Source organism: Rhodococcus sp. 852002-51564_SCH6189132-a (assembly GCF_001665495.1).
Classification (GTDB): domain Bacteria; phylum Actinomycetota; class Actinomycetes; order Mycobacteriales; family Mycobacteriaceae; genus Rhodococcus; species Rhodococcus pyridinivorans.
This window is the reverse complement of the sequence record NZ_LZMJ01000007.1, coordinates 26,267-46,755: the sequence shown is the minus strand read 5'-3', so window position 1 is coordinate 46,755 and position 20,489 is coordinate 26,267. Positions and strand designations below refer to the sequence as shown.

At 69.2% G+C, this 20,489-nt stretch carries 18 protein-coding genes; 8 read left to right on the top strand and 10 right to left on the bottom strand.

The annotated features are described in order from the left end of the window. Positions 1-40 precede the first annotated feature (40 nt). On the top strand, positions 41-631 hold the full coding sequence (locus A5767_RS01585) for an AMIN-like domain-containing (lipo)protein (RefSeq protein ID WP_064851496.1): 591 nt from the start codon (positions 41-43) through the stop codon (positions 629-631). An 89-nt stretch (positions 632-720) separates the two neighbouring features. Further along, positions 721-2,622, top strand: coding sequence for an ABC transporter ATP-binding protein (locus A5767_RS01580; protein WP_064255825.1), 1,902 nt, complete (start codon positions 721-723; stop codon positions 2,620-2,622). 60 nt (positions 2,623-2,682) lie between these two features. On the opposite strand, the gene A5767_RS01575 is transcribed toward A5767_RS01580, so the two are convergent. Further along, entirely contained in the window at positions 2,683-4,563 is a 1,881-nt protein-coding gene (locus A5767_RS01575) for a DEAD/DEAH box helicase (protein WP_006553923.1), read from the bottom strand. Positions 4,564-4,721: 158 nt separating this feature from the next. Here A5767_RS01575 and A5767_RS01570 point away from each other — a divergent pair, with 158 nt between their 5' ends. The 3 genes from A5767_RS01570 (at position 4,722) to A5767_RS01560 (ending at position 8,769) form a co-directional block, all read left to right on the top strand. Beyond that, the gene (locus A5767_RS01570; RefSeq protein WP_064255826.1) at positions 4,722-6,065 is read left to right on the top strand and encodes a TrpB-like pyridoxal phosphate-dependent enzyme; all 1,344 of its coding nucleotides are present in this window, start codon (positions 4,722-4,724) and stop codon (positions 6,063-6,065) included. Positions 6,066-6,104: 39 nt separating this feature from the next. Beyond that, a complete protein-coding gene (locus A5767_RS01565; protein ID WP_024103477.1) occupies positions 6,105-6,815 on the top strand; it encodes a phosphoribosyltransferase in 711 nt (236 codons plus the stop codon). Between the two features lie 151 nt (positions 6,816-6,966). After that, positions 6,967-8,769, top strand: a complete 1,803-nt coding sequence (locus tag A5767_RS01560) for an AMP-dependent synthetase/ligase (RefSeq protein ID WP_019288095.1) — start codon at positions 6,967-6,969, stop codon at positions 8,767-8,769. A 28-nt stretch (positions 8,770-8,797) separates the two neighbouring features. Here A5767_RS01560 and A5767_RS01555 read toward each other — a convergent pair whose 3' ends face one another. From A5767_RS01555 to A5767_RS01545, 3 genes are read right to left on the bottom strand one after another with little or no spacing between them, the layout of a single operon-like run. Beyond that, positions 8,798-9,472 carry an alpha/beta hydrolase gene (locus A5767_RS01555; RefSeq protein ID WP_064851495.1) on the bottom strand — a complete coding sequence of 225 codons (675 nt, stop codon included), beginning with the start codon at positions 9,470-9,472 and terminating at the stop codon, positions 8,798-8,800. Between the two features lie 27 nt (positions 9,473-9,499). Further along, the gene (locus A5767_RS01550; protein WP_064851494.1) at positions 9,500-10,693 is read right to left on the bottom strand and encodes an alanine racemase; all 1,194 of its coding nucleotides are present in this window, start codon (positions 10,691-10,693) and stop codon (positions 9,500-9,502) included. Between the two features lie 30 nt (positions 10,694-10,723). Beyond that, on the bottom strand, positions 10,724-11,368 hold the full coding sequence (locus tag A5767_RS01545) for a TetR/AcrR family transcriptional regulator (RefSeq protein ID WP_024103473.1): 645 nt from the start codon (positions 11,366-11,368) through the stop codon (positions 10,724-10,726). A gap of 76 nt (positions 11,369-11,444) precedes the next feature. On the opposite strand from A5767_RS01545, the gene A5767_RS01540 reads away from it, so the two are divergent. Continuing rightward, a complete protein-coding gene (locus A5767_RS01540; protein ID WP_033097315.1) occupies positions 11,445-12,752 on the top strand; it encodes a D-arabinono-1,4-lactone oxidase in 1,308 nt (435 codons plus the stop codon). Between the two features lie 27 nt (positions 12,753-12,779). Here A5767_RS01540 and A5767_RS01535 read toward each other — a convergent pair whose 3' ends face one another. The 4 genes from A5767_RS01535 to A5767_RS01520 all read right to left on the bottom strand — a co-directional run bounded on the left by A5767_RS01535 (position 12,780) and on the right by A5767_RS01520 (position 17,282). Continuing rightward, positions 12,780-13,712 carry an adenosine deaminase gene (locus A5767_RS01535; RefSeq protein ID WP_019288092.1) on the bottom strand — a complete coding sequence of 311 codons (933 nt, stop codon included), beginning with the start codon at positions 13,710-13,712 and terminating at the stop codon, positions 12,780-12,782. Between the two features lie 77 nt (positions 13,713-13,789). Continuing rightward, positions 13,790-14,551 (bottom strand): crotonase/enoyl-CoA hydratase family protein, encoded by a 762-nt coding sequence (locus A5767_RS01530; RefSeq protein WP_024103470.1) that lies wholly within the window; start codon positions 14,549-14,551, stop codon positions 13,790-13,792. 78 nt (positions 14,552-14,629) lie between these two features. After that, positions 14,630-15,673: a class I adenylate-forming enzyme family protein gene (locus A5767_RS01525; RefSeq protein ID WP_082937569.1), complete on the bottom strand. Its 1,044-nt coding sequence runs from the start codon at positions 15,671-15,673 to the stop codon at positions 14,630-14,632. Between the two features lie 133 nt (positions 15,674-15,806). After that, positions 15,807-17,282: an MFS transporter gene (locus tag A5767_RS01520; RefSeq protein ID WP_064851502.1), complete on the bottom strand. Its 1,476-nt coding sequence runs from the start codon at positions 17,280-17,282 to the stop codon at positions 15,807-15,809. 94 nt (positions 17,283-17,376) lie between these two features. Here A5767_RS01520 and A5767_RS01515 point away from each other — a divergent pair, with 94 nt between their 5' ends. Next, on the top strand, positions 17,377-18,072 hold the full coding sequence (locus tag A5767_RS01515) for a hypothetical protein (RefSeq protein WP_024103467.1): 696 nt from the start codon (positions 17,377-17,379) through the stop codon (positions 18,070-18,072). A 25-nt stretch (positions 18,073-18,097) separates the two neighbouring features. Then, positions 18,098-19,117, top strand: a complete 1,020-nt coding sequence (locus A5767_RS01510; protein ID WP_006554330.1) for a glutathione S-transferase family protein — start codon at positions 18,098-18,100, stop codon at positions 19,115-19,117. Positions 19,118-19,150: 33 nt separating this feature from the next. Here the strand turns inward: A5767_RS01510 and A5767_RS01505 are convergent, their stop codons facing one another. Next, entirely contained in the window at positions 19,151-19,615 is a 465-nt protein-coding gene (locus A5767_RS01505; RefSeq protein WP_039586280.1) for a VOC family protein, read from the bottom strand. After that, entirely contained in the window at positions 19,612-20,472 is an 861-nt protein-coding gene (locus tag A5767_RS01500) for an AraC family transcriptional regulator (protein WP_033097311.1), read from the bottom strand. Before A5767_RS01500 ends, A5767_RS01505 begins: the two co-directional genes overlap by 4 nt. Between the last annotated feature and the right edge of the window lie 17 nt (positions 20,473-20,489).

Here is a 20,489-nt window from a genome sequence, read left to right as displayed (position 1 = left end):
CGCCAGTGGCCGACGGGAGCTCCGACGTACCATGAGTCCCATGAAGCACACGCGTCTCGCCCTGGCCGTCACCGCAACAGCACTGGTCCTGGCGGGATGCTCCGCCGGTGCCGACGAGCCCGCACCCTCCCCCGCCGTCTCGGTCGACACGCCGACGTCCTCGGCTCCCGAGACCACCACCTCCGACGAGGTCCCGCGCGACGCGCGCGAGAAGGTCTCCCCGGCCGGCGAGGGCGCAAAACTCACGGTCGTCGACATCCGCACCGGACGTCACGAGGGCTTCGACCGCGTGGTCTACGAACTCGGCGGCGAGGGCACACCGGGGTGGCGGGTCGGCTACGTCGACGAGGCACTCCAGCAGGGCAGCGGCAACGAGGTCCCCGTCGCCGGCGACGCCGTGCTGCAGGTGCTCATCGACGGCTCGGCCTATCCGTTCGACAGCGGTGTCGAGCCGTACGACGGCCCGGATCCCGTGCTCGCCGATGCCGGCGGATCCGTGGTGGAGGTCAGCGGGTCCGGTGTCTTCGAAGGTGTCACCCAGTCGTTCATCGGCGTCGCCGCGCACGGCACGCCGTTCTCGGTGTACTCCCTCACCGGACCGACCCGCGTGGTGATCGACGTGGCTCGCTGACGCCTCGTTCTGTCGTGGTGCGAGCCTAGGCTTGACCTCGAGCGCACTCGAGGTCCTAGCCTCGGCTGCGACCCGAGGAGGCCGACACCATGAGCATGGAAGTCACCGCGTGGAACGCGATGTACAACGCGATGCACGCCGAGAGCGACCGCAGGCCGTTCTCCCGAGCGAGCCTGCGGCGGATCGCCGAGTTCGCCCGGCCGCACCGCCGTAACATCACCTTCTATCTCGTCCTGAGCGTGACCATCGCGGCGCTCGGCGTCGCGACACCGGTACTCGCGGGGCGGGTGATCGACGCGATCGTCGACGGCGCTGCGGTCTCGGTCGTGGTGCTGCTCGCGGTGATCATCGCCGCGATCGCACTGATCGAGGCCGGCCTCGGGATCGCGAACCGCTGGTTGTCGGCGAGCATCGGCGAGGATCTCATCCTCGATCTGCGCACCACGGTCTTCGACCACGTGCAGCGCATGCCGGTCGCCTTCTTCACGAGAACCCGTACGGGCGCGCTCGTCTCGCGCCTGAACAACGACGTCATCGGTGCGCAGCGTGCCTTCAGCGACACCCTGTCCGGCGTGGTCGGCAACATCGTCACCCTCGCGATCACCCTGGTGGTGATGATCGGGATATCCTGGCAGATCACCCTTCTCGCACTGCTGCTGCTCCCGATCTTCGTGATTCCCGCCCGGCACATGGGCGCCCGGCTCGCGCAGCTCAGCCGGGAGGCCGCCAACCACAACTCGGTGATGAACACGCAGATGACCGAACGGTTCTCGGCTCCAGGCGCCACCCTGGTCAAGCTGTTCGGCCGTCCGGCACAGGAGTCGAGGGAGTTCGCCGTCCGGGCGAAACGGGTCCGCGACATCGGGGTGCGCACCGCGATGCTGCAGAGCGTGTTCGTCACCGCTCTGACACTCGTGTCCGCGCTCGCGCTCGCACTCGTCTACGGCCTCGGCGGTTTCTATGCCCTGCGCGACCAGCTCGATCCCGGTTCGGTGGTCGCGATGGCGATGCTCCTCACGCGCCTGTACTCGCCGCTGACGGCGCTGGCCAGCGCCCGCATGGACGTCATGAGTGCGATGGTGAGCTTCGAGCGGGTCTTCGAGATCCTCGATCTGAAGCCGCTGATCGAGCAGTCGCCCGACGCCCGGCCGGTGCCCGACGGTCCGGTCTCGGTGGAACTCCGGGATGTCACCTTCGCGTATCCGTCCGCCGACAAGGTCTCGCTCGCCTCCCTCGAGGAGGTCGCGGTGCTCGATTCGCGGGGCGGCGAAGAGGTGCTGCGCGACGTGTCGTTCCGCGTGGAACCGGGCCGGATGGTCGCACTGGTCGGATCGTCCGGCGCGGGCAAATCGACCATCGCACAACTGATCCCGCGATTGTACGATGTCGATTCCGGCGCCGTGCTGCTCGGCGGAGCGGACGTCCGCGAACTGACCGCCGACTCGATCCGCGCGACGGTCGGGCTGGTCACCCAGGACGGTCACCTGTTCCACGACACGGTCCGCAACAACCTGCTGCTCGCCCGCCCCGAAGCCGGCGAGGACGAACTGTGGGACGCCCTACGTCGCGCACGCCTCGAGCCCCTGATCGCGTCGTTGCCGAACGGACTCGACACGGTCGTCGGCGAACGCGGCTACCGGCTCTCGGGTGGTGAGCGTCAGCGGCTGACGATCGCGCGACTGCTGCTCGCCCATCCGCGGGTGGTGATCCTGGACGAGGCCACCGCCCATCTCGATTCGACCTCGGAGGCCGCTGTGCAGGAGGCGTTGACCGAGGCGCTCGAGGGTCGCACGTCGGTGGTCATCGCGCACCGCCTGTCGACCATCCGCGCCGCCGACGAGATCCTGGTCGTCGAGGCCGGGCGCATCGTCGAACGCGGCAACCACGACGATCTCCTGGCGGCGGGCGGCCGCTACGCGGAGCTGTACCGCACGCAGTTCGCCGATTCGGGACCGAAGGTATCGGTGGGAGCCCCCATACTCGACGCATGAGCGCCGGGACGTCGACGGTGCCACCGCCGACGTCCCGGCCGAGTGGATCGGCCGGCGGTCTCAGTCGCGGTATCCGCCGCGACCACCACGATCGTTGCGGTCGCTGCGGTGCGTGAAGTCGCCGGAGCGGCCGCCACGGCTGTCGCCGTACTCGCGCTTGCCGCCACGATCGCGCTTGCCGTGATCGCGACGGTCTCCCCCGCGTCGATCGTCGCCGCGACGGTCGTCGCGTCCGCGATACGAGCTGGGACGTCCGGACGGTGCGCCGGAGTCGGGCTGCAGCTGGATGAGCACGCCCGAGATTCGGGTGGAGCGCAGCGCGTCGAGGGTCTGCGGCGACAGATCCTTCGGCAGCTCGACGAGGCTGTGATCGGCACGGATGCTGATGTGCCCGAAATCGCCGCGGCGCAGTCCGCCCTCGTTGGCGATGGCACCGACGATCGCACCGGGCTGCACGCGGTGACGCTTGCCTACGGCGATGCGGTAGGTGGTCATCTCCTGGCCGTCGCGACCGACCTTCGGCCCGTCGTCGAAGCGACGCGGCGGACGCTCGCGCGGTTCGCGCTCGCGGCGCGGCGGTGCGACCGGCTCGGGTTCGGCCTCCATGAGGAACGACTCGCCGTCGCGAGACAGCACCGCCAGCGCGGCCGCGATGTCGGCGAGCGGCACGTCGTGCTCACGCTCGTAGTCCTCGATGAAGGTGCGGAACAGCTGCAGGTGATCGGAGGCGAGCGCCTCGGTGATCGAGTCGTTGAACTTCGATACGCGCTGGGCGTTGACGTCCTCGACGGTGGGCAGCTGCATCTCGGCGAGCGGCTGGCGGGTGGCCCGCTCGATCGCCTTGAGCAGGTGACGCTCGCGCGGAGCGACGAACAGCAGCGCGTCGCCGGTGCGGCCGGCGCGGCCTGTGCGGCCGATGCGGTGCACGTACGACTCGGTGTCGTGAGGGATGTCGTAGTTGACGACGTGGCTGATGCGCTCGACGTCGAGACCACGCGCGGCGACGTCGGTGGCGACGAGGATGTCGAGCGTGCCGTTCTTGAGCTGGTTGATCGTGCGCTCGCGCTGGGCCTGCACGATGTCGCCGTTGATGGCGGCGGCGGAGAAACCGCGGGCGCGCAGGCGCTCGGCCAGGTCCTCGGTGGCCTGCTTCGTGCGCACGAAGATGATCATGGCCTCGAAGGTCTCGACCTCGAGGATTCGGGTCAGCGCGTCGAGCTTGCGCTGATGGGAGACGAGAACCCAGCGCTGGGAGATGTTCGCCGACGTCGTCGTCTTCGACTTGACGGTGATCTCCTGCGGATCCTTCAGGTACTGCTTCGACAGCCGGCGGATCGCGCCCGGCATGGTCGCGGAGAACAGCGCGACCTGCTTGGTGTCGGGGGTGTCGGCGAGGATGCGCTCGACGTCCTCCTGGAAGCCCATGGTGAGCATCTCGTCGGCCTCGTCGAGGACGAGGAACTCGAGTTCGGAGATGTCGAGGGTGCCCTTGGCGAGGTGATCGATCACACGTCCGGGGGTGCCGACGATGACCTGGGCGCCGCGGCGGAGGCCGGACAGCTGTACACCGTATGCCTGACCGCCGTAGATGGGCAGGACGGACAGGCCCGGGATATGGACGGAATACTTACCGAAAGCCTCCGCGACCTGCAGCGCGAGCTCGCGGGTGGGCGCCAGCACCAGCGCCTGGGGCCGCTTCACGGAGGTGTCGATACGCGAGAGGATCGGCACCGCGAAGGCGGCGGTCTTGCCGGTGCCGGTCTGAGCGAGACCGACGACGTCCCGTCCCTCCAGCAGCGGTGGGATGGTCGCCGCCTGGATCGGCGACGGGGACTCGTAACCCACATCCGAAAGAGCTTGCAGCACACGTGCATCGATGTCGAGATCGGCAAACGTGAGAGCTGCGGTCTCCTGGTCGGGGGCGTCTTGAATATCACTCATTTGACCAGCAGTTTATCGGATGAACTCACCTCTTCGCGCCCGGACCCGGCCGCGACCTGGGCTCGAGCGCGCGAACAATGACTCACCCCACCCCGTCGCCGGCACCCGGGGCGCGTCACACTGGGCAGGTTCACCGTCCTCGACCGAAGGATTCCACAGTGACGGCTTCCCCCTCCGCGCACGCGTCCGCGACACCCCCGTCCGTCGCCGATTCGGGTATTCCGACGCACTGGTACAACATCGTCGGCGACCTCGCGGTGGCCCCGCCGCCGCACCTGCACCCCGGCACCCGCGAACCGATCACCGCCGACGATCTCGCACCTCTGTTCGCCTCGGGACTGATCGAGCAGGAACTGTCGACCGAGACCGACATCGAGATCCCGGAGGCCGTGCGCGAGGTCTACGCCGGTTACCGCTCCACGCCCCTTTTCCGCGCCCGCTCGTTCGAGAAGGCACTCGGCACCCCGGCCCGCATCTACGTCAAGTACGAGGGCGTGAGCCCGGTGGGCAGCCACAAGGTGAACTCGGCGGTCGCACAGGCCTACTACAACTCGCTCGACGGCGTCACCCGGCTCACGACGGAGACCGGTGCCGGACAGTGGGGTTCGGCCCTGTCGTTCGCGTGCGCGAAGTTCGGTATCGATCTCGAGGTGTGGCAGGTCCGCGCCTCCTACGACTCGAAGCCCTACCGCCGCTTCCTCATCGAGACCTACGGCGGCACAGTACATCCCAGCCCGTCCGACCTGACGGAGGCCGGTCGCGCCGTCCTTGCCGAGCACCCGGACACACCCGGCTCGCTCGGCATTGCGGTCTCGGAGGCCGTGGAGGTCGCAGTGAAGGACGCCGCCGCCCGCTACACCCTCGGCAGCGTGCTCAACCACGTGGTGCTGCACCAGACCGTCATCGGCCTCGAGGCCGTGGAGCAACTGCGGGCCGCGGGTGAGGACCAGGCCGACGTCGTCTTCGGTTGCGCGGGCGGCGGTTCGAACCTCGCCGGCCTGTCGTTCCCGTTCCTGCGCGAGGTCATCCACGAGCGGGCGACCACGCGTGTCGTCGCCGTCGAGCCCGCGGCGTGCCCGTCGATCACCCGCGGCGAGTACCGCTACGACCACGGTGACATCGCGGGTCTGACCCCGCTGCTGAAGATGCACACCCTCGGCCAGGACTTCATCCCGGATCCGATCCACGCCGGCGGGCTGCGATATCACGGCATGGCGCCGTTGCTCAGCCACACCGTCGAGCTCGGCTACGTGCAGGGACAGTCCGTGGCACAGACCGATGCCTTCTCCGCGGCGGTGCTCTTCGCCCGGAACGAGGGCATCGTGCCGGCGCCGGAGTCGTCGCACGCGATCGCCGCGGCCGCGGAGTACGCGCGGGGCCTCACCGAACCCGAGGTCATCGTGATCGGCCTGTCCGGCCACGGCCAGCTCGATCTGCCCGCCTACCACTCGTACCTGTCGGGCGAGCTCGACCGAGATCCCCTCGGTCCGTCCGGGCGGTGAATGCTCGCCCGCCCGGGCGGACCGTCCCATACTGGAGGTGTGGGGTACGCCACGCGCGAGGAGGCAGGCCGGCGACTCGCTCGGTCGGCCGGGCACCTGCGCGACGCCGACCCGGTGGTCCTCGCACTACCTCGCGGCGGCATTCCCGTCGCCCGTGAACTCGCCGCAGCCCTCGATGCGCCCCTGGACGTCCTCGTGGTGCGCAAACTGGGCGTGCCCTGGCATCCCGAACTCGCGATGGGCGCGATCGCCGAAGGACCGGGTCCCGGAACCGCCGGGGAATCGACCACGCAGGACGCCGTCTTCCGGGTCCTCAACGACGACGTGATCCGGCGCGGGCGGATCGCCCCCGAATCCGTGGCGGCCGTCGAGCGACGCGAGCTGGCCGAACTGGCTCGACGTGCCGATTGCCTGCGTGCCGGCCGCACCCGGGTGCCGCTGGAGGGCCGCACGGCGATCGTCGTCGACGACGGCATCGCCACAGGTGCGACGGCCGCGGTGGCATGCCTCGCCGCGCGCGCCTCCGGAGCGACCCGGGTCGTCCTCGCGGTGCCGGTGGCCTCCCCCGACGCACTGCGCCGGGCCGGCCGGACGGCCGACGAGGTGATCTGCCCGTGGACGCCGGTGGACACCGACAGCGTCGGCGCCGCCTACGACGACTTCCATCAGCTCGGCGACGACGAAGCGATTCTCCTTCTCCGAAATACTGGTACTTCCGGTACCGGGAAATCCGACGAGACGATCCGATAGTGGCAATCCTCGTTACCGGCGGGTAGCATTGTTACCTGGATCACTGCCTATCGGACTGTAAAAAGGGGGCAAAGCGGTCCGAGGGTAATGCATTTCCCAACGGCGTGTGATGCAATGCACACCGACAGCACCTAACGATGGAGGGGTCACAGTGAGTGAGATTGCCGTACCACAGTCGTTCTCGATTCCCGAGAACACGTCGATGGCCGACAGCGTCTTCCGGCACGAGAAGGAGTCGCCGGAGTTCGTGCCGTTCGAGCGACTGGTCGACGGCAAGTGGGTTCCCGTCACCGCCCGCCAGTTCGCATCCGAGGTGCGCGCCGTGGCGAAGGGCCTGATCGCGTCGGGTATCGAGCTCGGCGACCGCGTCGCGGTCCTGTCGGCGACGCGCTACGAATGGGTCCTGCTCGACTACGCCATCTGGGCCGCGGGCGGTGCCACCGTGGCGATCTACGAGACGTCGTCGGCCGACCAGGCCCAGTGGATCCTCGAGGACTCCGGGACCAAGCTGCTCATCGTCGAGAACTCCGGTCACGTCGACACCGTCCGCGAGGTCGCCGAGAACGCCCCGACCGTGCGCGAGATCCTGCAGATCGAGCCGGCGCCGGGCGGCAAGAGCGCGGTCGACGAGCTCATCGCACGCGGCGCAGCGGTCACCGACGAGCAGGTCGAGGAACGGCGCAACTCGGTCACGGCCGAATCCGCGGCGACCCTCATCTACACCTCCGGCACCACGGGCCGGCCGAAGGGCGTCCAGCTCAAGCACCGCCACTTCGCCTCGGAGTCCGCAGCCTGCGGCCTGGCCCTGCCCGACTCGATGCACGAGGGCCAGCGCACCCTGTTGTTCATCCCGATGGCACACGTCTTCGCGCGCCTGATCTCGTTCGCGGCATTCGACAGCAAGGTCACCGTCGGTCATACCTCCGACCTGACGACGCTGCTCGACCAGTTCGCGGTCTTCAAGCCGAACTTCATCCTCTCGGTGCCCCGCGTGTTCGAGAAGGTCTACAACTCGGCGAAGCAGAAGGCCTACGACGGCGGCAAGGGCAAGATCTTCGAGAAGGCCTCGGAGGTCGCGATCGAGTACAGCAAGGCCCTCGAGAACGGCGGCCCCGGCCTCGGCCTGAAGATCCAGCACTTCGTCTTCGACAAGCTGGTCTACGGCAAGCTCAAGGCCGCGCTCGGCGGCAACGTCACCCGGGCCGTCTCGGGCGGCGCCGCACTCGGCGCACGTCTCGGCCACTTCTTCCGCGGTGTCGGCGTCACCATCTACGAGGGTTACGGCCTGACGGAGACCACCGGCGGCATCATCATGAACACCCCGGCCGCCCAGAAGATCGGCACCGTCGGCACGCCGTTCAACGGCTGCGCCGCGAAGATCGCCGAGGACGGCGAGCTCCTCCTCAGGGGCCCCCAGGTGTTCGACGGCTACTGGCAGAACGACAAGGCCACCGACGAAGCCATCCGCGACGGCTGGTTCCACACCGGCGACATCGGTGCGATCGACGAGGACGGCTTCATCTCGATCACCGGCCGCAAGAAGGAACTCATCGTCACCGCGGGCGGCAAGAACGTCGCCCCGGCCGTCCTCGAGGATTCGCTGCGCGCCCACCCGCTGATCAGCCAGGTCATCGTGGTCGGTGATTCCAAGCCATTCGTCGGCGCGCTGATCACCCTCGATCCGGAGGCGCTGCCGGGCTGGCTCGAGCGACACGGTCTGCCGGCGGAAACCACGGTCGCCGATCTGATCAAGAACCCCGACCTGATCGCCGAGATCGACGAGGCGGTTGCCGAGACCAACAAGAAGGTCTCGAAGGCCGAGGCGATCCGCAAGTACCGCCTCCTCGAGACCGATTTCAGCGTCGAGAGCGGCGAGCTGACCCCGACGCTCAAGCTCAAGAGGAACATCATCCACGACAAGCACGGCGCCGAGATCGCAGCGATCTACAACTGAGGTTCCACACCGTCGACCGGGCCCCTCGTCACCGCGTGGGGCCCGGTCGTTTCTCGGGGAATCTGGGAATCCGGTCGGCCACGTCGCCCACGAACGCGGCAATATCCGAAGTCACCCTGCGATGTACGGGTTCGTGCAACAGGTCGTGCCCGGCATCGGAATACTCGCACCACTGTGCCCCGGGCAGCGACGACGCCCACTCGCGTACCGGGTCGATGGGGGCCAGCCGGTCGTCGACGCCGTGGACCAGCAGGACCGGCAGGTCGCTCGCGCCGAGCGCTTCGGCCGTCTCCGGCAGGGCCGCGGTGCGCGGTGTACCGCACAGCACGACGCCCGCGAGGCGGCTACCACCGGAGGGATCGGCATCCAGCGCCGTCAGGACCGTCGCCGCCCCCAGCGAATGGCCCATCACCACCAGCGGCAGACCGGACTCGGCGGCGAGGCCGGTGAGCACGCCGAAGTCCTCGGCGTGGAACTCGACGTTGCCCGGTGAGCCGGGTTCTCCTTCGGAGAGCCCGTGTCCGGCGAGGTCGAGTCCCCACCACGCGATGCCGTGGGCGGCGAGGCCGGAGGCGAAACGGTGGTAGTGCCCGGTGTGCTGCCCGAAACCGTGCGCGAACACCACACCGGCTCTCGCGTCGTCGACGGTCCGGCACCGCCAGTGGACCCGGCCGACCGACCCGGAGAAGAACGTCAACGGCATGGCCTCATTGTGGCCGGAGCCGGAAGGTCACCAGCAGCCGCCCTCACCGCGATAGGTGGGAACCTCGGTGCGTCCGTTCTCGTCGACGAGGTACACCCGGTCGAACCTCTCGCACAGTTCGCCGGCCTTCGCGTGGCGGAACCACACCCGTCCCCCGACGGGGATCGACGCGGCAGCGCGACCGCGCACCGGGGTCTGCACCTCGCCGGCACCTTCAGTCCCCAGCAACTTCAATCCCGCAGGACGGACCGGGCGCGGCACCCGCGAGGCGCCGGTCGGGCCGGACGCGATGTACCCGCCGCCGAACAACGTCGTGACCGACGGTGACGGTTTGCGTACGGCAGGCAGCGCGAAGAACATCGACGGGTTCGGGGTGAACGCCCGGTAGCCGTCGAACAGGGTGGGCACGTACAGCCCCGATCCCGCGGTGGCCTCGGTGACGACACGATCGGCGGTGGTCACCTCGAGCGAGCCGGTTCCGCCACCGTTGACCAGTTCGAGGTCACCCACGACCGCACGCACGGCCTCCACCACGGCGCGGCGGCGCGAGGAGAGATCCCGCGCCGACAGTCCCTTGACGAGCCGTACCGGCAGCGACGAGTCGGGCAGGCCCGCGATCTGGGCCTCGTAGAACATCACTCCGACGACGTCGAATCCGGCGGCGTCGGCGCGACGGGCCAGGCTGGAGGCTGCCTCCGGGTCGCGCAGCGGAGAACGGCGCACACCGAGATGGAGCGGACCCACCCGCAACGACGCATCGATGTCCAGGCAGACCTTCGTCCGGAAAGTGTTCTTCCCCAAAGCCGTACGGATGATGTCGAGGTGCTCGGCCGAATCGACCATGAGCGTGATCGCCTGCACCGCGTCCGGCGACACCGCGAGTTTCCCGAGCGCCGCCCGGTCGACCGTGGGGTAGCCCATCAGGATGTCGCGCGCTCCGTGCTCGACGAGCCACAGCGCCTCCCGTAGCGAGTACGCCATGATGCCGCGAAACCCGCCGCGGGTGGCCAGTTCCGGGCCGAGGACCTCGGCGAGGACGGCACGACAGCGCACCGATTTGCTCGCGACCCGCACGGGCACACCGTTCGCGCGGCGGATCAGGTCGTCGGCGTTGCGCCGCAGGGTGGGCAGATCGACCGCGGCGAACGGCGGGTCGAGGTCGGCCGTCGCCGCGTGCACCCGGTCGAGGGCGTCGTCGTGAACGGAAGCAGCACGGAGCACGGGCGATCCTTTCGAAAAGGTCGGGTCGGGTCAGGAACGTTCTACGGCACGGGTCGCGATGATGTCGGCGACGACTCCCAGTTCGGCCGTGGCCGCCTCGCCGTCGCGATCGACGAGCCACCGGAGCACGACGCCGTCGAGCACGGACAACGACAGTCGTGCGAGCGTCGAAGTGGGCAGCGACCATTCGACGCCGCACCGCTCGGCGCAGGTGTCGAGGAACAACTGGGCCTGCTTGTCCATCAGGCGGTACTGCTCCACGGCGATGTCGCCGCCGGCGGGACTGCCATCGGTGCGCTGCCGGAGCGAGTAGGCGGTGATCTCGTAGGTGAGGGTCTGCAGCCCCGGCGTGGATTCGATCGTCGACCACATGGAGCGAAGGCCGGTGTGGAGCATCGAGCGGAGACAGTCGACTCCGCCGGTCTGCTGCGCGTCCTCGGGCACATCGAAGGCCGCGTGCATGGCTCCGGCGAGTTCGCCGACGACGGCGTTCGCCATGGCGACGACGAGGGCTTCCTTGCTGTCGAAACAGTAGTGGACAACGCCCAGTGACACTCCGGCCTTCTCGGCGACGGCGCGGACCGTGACGGCTCCGACTCCCCCGCCCTCCGCCAGTTCCAGTGCTGCTGCCACGAGTTGGGCGCGGCGCTCGTCAGCAGGCAACCGATTCGGCATGACCCTGATGGTAGAGGTCGGGAAAGGTTCACGAGCAGGTGTTGACTTGGACGCTTGTCCAGGTCGAAGATGAGGCATGGCCACCTGGCACAATTGGGCTCGCACCGAGAGTGCGGCACCTCGCCGTTTCGAGACCCCCGGCAGCACCGACGACCTCGCGCGCGTCGTCGTCCGCGCCTCCGAGCAGGGCGAACATGTCAAGGCCGTGGGCGCCGGGCACTCGTTCACCGGCGCGGCCGTCACCGACGGCACGCTCATCTCACTCGACCGGATGTCCGGTCTCGTCGCGGTGGAACCGTCGGCCACCGGCGCGCGCGTCACCGTGCGGGCGGGGACGCGACTGCGCGGCCTGGGCGACCTGCTGTGGGCACAGGGCCTCGCCGTACCGAATCTCGGCGACATCGACGTGCAGTCCGTCGCCGGCGCGATCTCGACCGGCACCCACGGCACCGGCGCGACCTTCCGCGGACTGGCAGCAGCCGTGTGCGGCGCGACGATCGTGCTCGCCGACGGCCGGATCGTCGACTGCTCCCCCGAGCACGAGCCCGACCTGTTCGAGGCCGCCCGGCTCGGCCTCGGCGCCCTCGGCGTGCTCGCGACCGTGACGCTCGATTGTGTCCCCGCATTCCGCCTGCGCGCAGAGGAAGCCCCCTCGTCGCTCCGCACCACACTCGATGTCCTCGACGAACTGCGAAGCGGTGTCGACCATTTCGAGTTCTACTGGTTCCCACACACCGACGGCGTGCTCATCAAACGCAACACCCGCCTCCCCGGTGAGGCACCGGTGCAGCCGGTCGGGCGGGTGCGCACCCTCCTCGACGACGAACTGCTCTCCAACGGCGCCTTCGCACTCCTCCAGCAGGTCGGGACGCGGGTTCCCGCCACCATCCCGGCGCTGAACCGGGTCGCGTCCCGGGCGTTGTCCCCGCGCACCTTCGTCGACCGCAGTTACCGGGTGTTCGCCTCCACCCGCCGGGTGCGGTTCCGGGAGATGGAGTACGCGCTCCCCGCCGAGCACCTTCCAGCGGTTCTGCGCGAGATCGATGCGTGGCTGCAGCGCACGGACGTTCGTGTCGGTTTTCCGGTGGAGGTGCGGTTCGCGCAGGGCGACGATGTCTGGTTGTCCACGGCGCAGGGCCGCGATACCGCCTATGTGGCCGTGCACCAGTACCATCGGCGCGACCACACGCCCTACTTCGACGGTGTCGAGCCGATCCTGCGCGCCGCGCAGGGACGCCCGCACTGGGGCAAGCTCCATTCCCTGACCGCGGACGCTCTACGCGAGCTCTACCCTCGGTTCGACGACTTCCTCGCCGTGCGCGACCGCGTGGATCCGCACCGCACCTTCACGAACCCGTATCTGCGCCGCGTCCTGGGCGAATGACGCCCGAGCCGACTCACCCGGACGGACTCAGAGGAAGGCGGCGTCCCACGAATTGCGCCGGAGCACATCCCGTTCGGCATCGGTCAGACCGAGCTGATCCTTCAGCCCTGCGAGGTTGTCGTCGACGTAACCACCGAAATAGGCGGGATCGTCCGAGTGCACGCTCACCGACAGGCCCGCCTCGAGCATGCGGCGCAGCGGATGGTCGGCGAGCGTATCCACCACGCGGAGGCGGACATTCGAGAACGGGCAGACGGTGAGGGGAATGCTCTCGTCGACCAGGCGCGCGACGAGTTCGGGATCCTCGAGCGAGCGGATGCCGTGGTCGATGCGCTCGGCGCCGAGCAGATCGAGCGCCTGCCGAACATATTCCGGAGGTCCCTCCTCCCCCGCGTGCGCGGTGATGTGCAGTCCTTCGGCCCGCGCCCGCGCGAAGACGTCCTCGAACAGTGACGGCGGGTGACCGACCTCCGCCGAGTCCAGGCCGAGAGCGATGATCGGCGCACCGAGGCGCAGCAGTTCGCCGAACACCTCATGCGCTTCGGGCACGGGGCGATCGCGCACGATCGACGCGATCATCGCCGCATCGACCCCGAACTCCCGGTGTGCCCCGGCGACCGCGTCGGAGAGCCCGGCCACGACCTCTGGCAGCGGGACACCGCGCGAGGTGTGGGCCTGCGGATCGAAGAAGAACTCCGCGTGGGTGACACCCGCCCGCGCCGCACGAGCGAAATAGGCGCGGGCGAGGTCGGCGAAGTCCTGCGCGGTGCGCAGGACCTCCATGTTCGCGTAGTACAGGTCGAGGAACGACTGCAGATCGGTGAACTCGTAGCGGCTGCGCAGATCGTCGAGATCGCGATAGGGCAACTCGATGCGGTTCCGCTCGGCGAGGGCGAGGATCAGCTCGGGTTCGAGCGTGCCCTCGATGTGCACGTGCAGTTCTGCGAATCCGTCGGTCACCTGATCCTCGTCATCTCTCGTTCGGTCTTTCAGCGACCCTTCCACACCGGAGCTCAGCGACCTTTCCACACCGGAGCTCAGCGACCCTTCCACACAGGGGGTCGCTTCTCGGCGAAGGCGGTGGCGCCTTCACGCGCGTCCTCCGAGGTGAACACGGGCGCCATGATCTCCATCTGCTTCGCGAATGCTTCGTCGCTCGACCAGTCGGCCGAGCGGACGATGATCTCCTTGGTCGCCGCCACGGCGAGCGGTCCGTTCGCTGTGATGCGCTCGGCCAGTTCGAATGCACCCTCGAGTGCCCCACCGGGTTCGGTGAGACGATTGACGAAACCGTATCCGTAGCCTTCCTCGGCGGTGAACGCGTCCCCGGTGAGGGCGAGTTCGAGGGCCTTCTGGTAAGGGATGCGCGACGGCAGGCGCAGCAGGCCACCGCCCCCGGCGACGAGGCCGCGCTTGACCTCCGGGATGCCGAACTTCGCGTCCTTCGCGGCGACGACGAGGTCGGTGGCCAGGACGAGTTCGGTTCCGCCGGCGAGGGCGAATCCTTCGACGGCGGAGATGAGCGGCTTGCGCGGCGGCGCCTCCGTGAAGCCGAGACCCTTACCGGGCACGACCACGTTCTCGCCGGCGACGAACGCCTTGAGGTCCATGCCCGCGCAGAAGTTACCGCCGGCGCCGGTGAGCACACCGACCGACAGGGAGTCGTCGCTGTCGAGCTGGTCGACCGCCTCGGCGAGCGCGTGGCTCACGGCGGCGTTGACGGCGTTGCGCGCCTCGGGCCGGTTGATGGTGATGACGAGAACGCGATCGCGTCGTTCGAGCAGGACTACGTCGGACATGGACACACCTCTCCACTACGAAAAATGCCGGTTCATCGGGTTACAGGCTGTATACCGGACGGGAACCTGTTGCAGGGTTCACGACACCCGGACGGCGATCTGATCGACGAAGCCCTCGTCGTCGATGCGCACCTGATCGCCCGTGCGGAACCAGCCGTCCTCCGTGAACGTCTCGTCCGTGGCGCACGGATCGCGCCAATAGCGGCGGGCCACGCTCGGTCCGCGACAGAGCAGTTCGCCGACACCGTGTTCGACATCGGGCCCGAGCAGCGCGATCTCGATCCCTCCGAACGGCACTCCGACACTGCGGGGATGGCGGGAGCGGTGTTCCGAGGGCAGCAGCAGACCGATCCCTCCCGTCTCGGCGACTCCCCAGCCCCGCACACACCGCGAGGTGGGGAAAGCTGCGCGGAGGTGCCGCCACGGTGCGCGGATCACGCGGGATCCCGAGACCACGACGGTTCCCCCGGAGGCGAGGGTGGGCAGCAACTGGACGCTGCATCCGACCGCCGTGGACAGCGGCGCCGTCAGCACGGTCCGTACGCCGTCGCCGACGAGATCCATTGCGTGGGCGACGGCCTCGATCGTCGACAGCACGTTGGTGTTCGTCAGTTCGACGCCGCGCAGTCCACCACCGGCGACGCGCACGTAGTAGAGCACCGCGAGCTCGTCCGGTGACGCACCTCCGTCGAGGAAGGCGACACCGTCGGGCAGATCGGAGTCCAGGGTGAGGACCGCACCGCTGTGGACCCCGATCTCCGCCGTTTCCTCGGGGCTGCAGCTCGGGTCGGGGAGCACCGGAACACCTCCGGCAAGGACCACGCCCAGGAACCCGATCAGCCAACGGACCCCGTTCGGCTGACAGACGACCACCCGGTCGGTGGGGCCGACCCCCTGATCGAGGAGACCACCGGCGACGCGGGCGGCGGCGGCCCACAGTTCGCGGTAGGTGAGTGCGCGGCCGCATCGGTCGACCACCGCGACGCGGTTCGCGAAACGCAACGCACTCCGATCGAGCAGCTCGGCGATGCACGGCTCCAGGCAGTCGTACTGGAGGATGCCGCTGTCGCGGCGAGTGACCCGATCGTCCCAGAGCCAACGACTCCCTGCCGGAATTTCCACTACGGCCACCGACATGCCACCTCCCACCCGGCGTGCGTGCCTGCACTATATGGCGTGGATCACAGCCATGTGAGGAAACGGCGGGTCACGGACAACCGGGGAAGGTGCCGCAGGGTGGTCGCTGGAACGTCCGTCAGGCGCTCGCTGCCGCCGAACGCTCCTCGGCGGCACGCTGTTCCTTCTGGCTCGCGGGACGGTCGAAGGCGAGCGCGGCCACGAGCCCGATGAGCAGGATGCCGGCGGGAAGCCACAACGATTCGGCCATCGCCGCGGCGAACGGTTCGTGCAGGGGCTCCGGCAGGACGGAGCCGGACGTCTCCATCTCCGGCGCCCCTCCTCCCCCGCCGACACCGTTGGCGCTCAACCGCGCCGCCATGATCGCACCGAGAGCGGCACTCCCCATCACCGCGCCCACCTGACGCGTCGTGTTGTACACACCGGAACCCGCCCCGGCCCGGCTCGGTGCGAGACCGTTCGTCGCGGTGGCCGAGAGCGGCGACCAGATGCCCGCGTTCGCCACCCCGATCAGGGCGATCGGCAGCAGCAACTGCCAGATCTCCGCGTCGGGGGTCATCACCAGCGTGAGCCAACCCAGCCCGATCGTGAGCAGCGAGAAGCCGGTGCCGGCGATCAGCCGCGGATGGACCCGGTCGACGAGCCTGCCCACGAGCGGCGCGAGCACACCACTGAAGACCGCCATCGGCACCATGAGCATCGCGGCGCCGGTCGGGCTCAGACCGCGCACCGACTGGGCGTAGAACATGGTCGGCAGCATGACGCCGGTGATGGCGAAACCCATCGTCGCGATACCGATGTTCGCCAACCCGAAGTTGCGGTCCCGGAACAGCGACAGCGGTACGAGCGGTTCACCGCGGTTGAGCGACTGCTGGACGACGAACACGACGAGCAACACGATGCCCAGCCCGATCAGCACCCACACGCGGGCGGTCCACTCGAACGAGTTGCCCTCCTGGATCCCGAACACGAGGCAGAACAGGCCGGCGCCGCTGAGCAGCATGCCGAGCACGTCGAACCGGTGCGGGCTCGTGGGCAGCACCGGCACGTACCGCACTGCGAGCGCGAACCCGACGATCCCGACGGGCACGTTCACGAAGAAGATCCATTCCCAGCCCAGCCCCTCGACCAGGACACCGCCGGCCAGCGGCCCGACGAGCGTCGCGACCCCGGCCACGGCGCCCCACAGGCCCATCGCGGTCCCGCGCCGCTCACGCGGGAAGATCCGGGTCACCACGGCCATGGTCTGCGGCGACATGAGCGCCGCGCCGAATCCCTGGAACACGCGGGCGACGATGAGCATCTCGATCGTCGACGAGAAACCGCACCACAACGACGCGATCGTGAACAGCACCAGCCCGCAGAGGTAGACCCGGCGCTGACCGAAGCGGTCGCCGAGGCGGCCCGTCACGAGCAGCGGCACCGCGTAGGCGAGCAGATAGGCGCTCGTGACCCACACGACGGCGGCGATGTCGGCCCCGAAGGTCCGCATGATCGCCGGGTTGGCGACGGCGACGATCGTGCTGTCCACCAGGATCATGAAGAAGCCCAGGCACAGAGCGCCCAACGCCGCCCAGCGGGCACCGTCGGACATCTCCACCGCCACATCGGACCCGCGTTCGCGCGTGTCCACCCCGCTGTCGTCGCTCACCGGACCTCTCCCCTCGTCGGCGGTCTACGGTAGCGGGGTGGACCCGCACATCTCGAGCATCGCCGCCCTCGCGTGGTGTCGTGCACTGGGCCTACCCGACGGCGCACTCGTCGAACCCGGGTGCGTGACGCGTGTCGACGACTCGTTCCGCGACGTCCGACTGCTCGCCGTGGGGCGCGCCACCGCGATCGTCGGACCCGACGCCGCGGTCTCCCGCCTCGCGGCCGAACCCGACCCGGCCGAGATCGATGCCCCGAACGCCGAGCTCGTCGTCGCAGGCCACGCGGGTCGCACGGAGATCCTCGCCCTGTGCACCGACTGGATCGACGCGACACGCGTCGAGAACCCGCTCATCTCCGACGACCCCGAGGACCTCGCCGAACTGCTGCGGTGCTGCCCGCCCGACGACGTCACCGAGGCCGAACTGTCGCCGACCGGGCCGTCGCGCGTGTTCGTATTGCTCGACGACGATCACCGTCCCCTCGCCGGCGCGGCCTACAGCGAACTCGGGTCGTTGCTGGCCGATGTGCGGGTGCTGACGACACCGCCGGCGCGCCGGCTCGGGCTCGCCTCGACGGTCGCGACGCTGGCGACCCACGACGCGCTCGACGCCGGACTCGTCCCGCTGGCCCGCATGCGCCGCGACAACCGCGGTGCCCGGACGGTCGCGGCGGTGTCGGGATACGACATCTGGGGAACCCTCGTGACGGTTCGGGTTCCACCCGGGAAGTGACGAGTGTGCACGGAAGGATGCGTAGGTGACCGAGAACAAGTACGTCGAGCCGGGTGCGGAGTTCGCCCGCGACACCAACTACATCCGAACCCGCATCACCGCGGACGGGCGCGACGGCTATCCCGTCGAGTCGGGGCGGTACCGGCTCGTCGCCGCCCGGGCGTGCCCGTGGGCCAACCGCACCCTCATCGTGCGGCGGCTGCTCGGTCTCGAGGACGCTCTGTCGCTGGGACTGTGCGGCCCGACGCACGACGAGCGCAGCTGGACGTTCGATCTGGACCCGGGCGGGGTCGACCCCGTCCTCGGCATCCCGCGACTGCAGGACGCGTACTTCGCGCGATTCCCCGGATACGACCGCGGCATCACCGTCCCGGCCGTCGTCGACGTGCCCACCGGGCAGGTCGTGACGAACGACTATCCGCAGATCACCCTCGACTTCTCCACCGAGTGGACGCAGTTCCACCGCGAGGGCGCCCCGGATCTGTATCCCGAGGAGCTACGAGGCGAAATCGACGAGGTGGCCGAGCTCGTCTACCAGGACGTCAACAACGGCGTGTACCGGTGCGGTTTCGCCGGTTCGCAGGAGTCCTACGACAAGGCCTTCGACCGTCTCTTCGCCCGCCTCGACTGGCTCGAGGAACGCCTCGGGGCGCAGCGCTATCTCGTGGGCGAGACCATCACCGAGGCCGACGTGCGCCTGTTCACCACGCTCGTCCGGTTCGATCCCGTCTACCACGGGCACTTCAAGTGCAACCGGAACCGGCTGGCGGACTTCCCGGCGCTGTGGGCCTACGCGCGCGATCTGTTCCAGACACCGGGCTTCGGCGACACCATCGACTTCGTTCAGATCAAGCAGCACTACTACCTCGTGCACACCGACGTCAATCCCACGGGCATCGTGCCGAAGGGACCGGACCTGTCGAACTGGCTCGATCCGCACGGCCGTGAGGCGCTCGGCGGGCGGCCGTTCGGGGACGGCACACCGCCGCCCCCGCCGCGTCCGAGCGAGGTGGTCCCCGAAGGGCACGGCACGGTCGCCCGCTGATCCCCTGCGACGCTGACCCCCCTGCGACGGTTCCTACGGCCGGCGGGGCCGGTAGGTGCCGATCGTCCAGTACACACCGTGCGGGTCCCGGCAGGTGAACCCGTGCGATCCGTAGTCCTCGTCGCGGAGTTCGACGGTCACGGTCGCGCGGACCGCCGGGTCCTCCGCCTGCGCCGAGGCGAGCACCCTCTCGTACAGGGCATCGACGGTGACGTCGTCGGGAAGCACGAGATAGGCGGCGCCCCTGTCGGCGTGCTGGTCGAGCGGCGACCCGCGACCGGTCGAGCCGAGCATGACCCCTCCGCCGTGCGGCCAGAGCAGGGCTGCGTGGTCGACGCGATCCCCTTCCCCGTAGACCTCCGCTTCGGCGAACCCGAGGGTGTCCACGAGGAAACGGATCGCGCCCCGGGCGTCGGTGTAGGCGAAGCACGGCCACACCGTGTCGACGGTGGGTGTGAGGGTGGTCGACTGCTGCGTGGAATTCGTTGTGTACGTCATGTCTCCGAGTGTCGGCCCGGAACCCCCCGGTCGTCTTGGACGAATGGGAACACCTCGTCCTCGAGCCACCGCGACGGCGGGACGCCCGCCAGATCGCGCCAGTCGCGGGCGAGATGCGCCTGGTCGTAGAAGCCGCACTCGGCGGCGACATCGGCGAGGCGGCGGCCGGGGTCGGCCCGCAGCATCCGTCGCGACCGGTCGAAGCGCGCCACCCGGGCCACGTCCTTCGGGGACAGTCCGAACTCGGCGGCGCACCGGTTCGCGAGGTGTCGCCTGCTCCATCCGAGTTCGTCCGCAACAGCGCGGACCGGGCGAGCCGGGTGCGTCACGAGCAGGTGCCAGGCGTGGACGAGGTGCCCGTCCGGACTCGTCGACCGTGCGGCGACCAGGCGGCGGGTGAGAATCCGGTCGAGGACGGCGAACCGCTCGTCCCACGATTCGACCGCGGAGATCCGGTCGAACAACTCCCGGCCGTCGGCGCCGATGACGTCCTCGAGATCGACGGCCCACGGCCCGAGCGCGGCGGCGGGCACACCCAGCAGGGCGCGCGCACCCGCGGGGGTGAGCGCGAGTTGGATCCCGTGCTGCCGGCCGTGGTGGACGATGGGCACCGGTTGCGTCGACAACCCTCCGGCGAGCGCGTCGAAACGTTCCGGGCACCGTCCGTCGCCCCGCGAGAGTTCGACGGGTTCGGAGATCGTGAGGATTACGGTGACCTCCGGAGAGGGCATACCCAGATGGGTCCCCGACGGGAAACCGTCGAGCCGATACCCCTCGTACGACCGTACGTAGGGTGTCAGCAGGGGTGTCGGACGCCGCCTGGCGCCGTCAGACTCACCGACTGCGGACCCGGTCATGGCACCAGCGTAGTGAG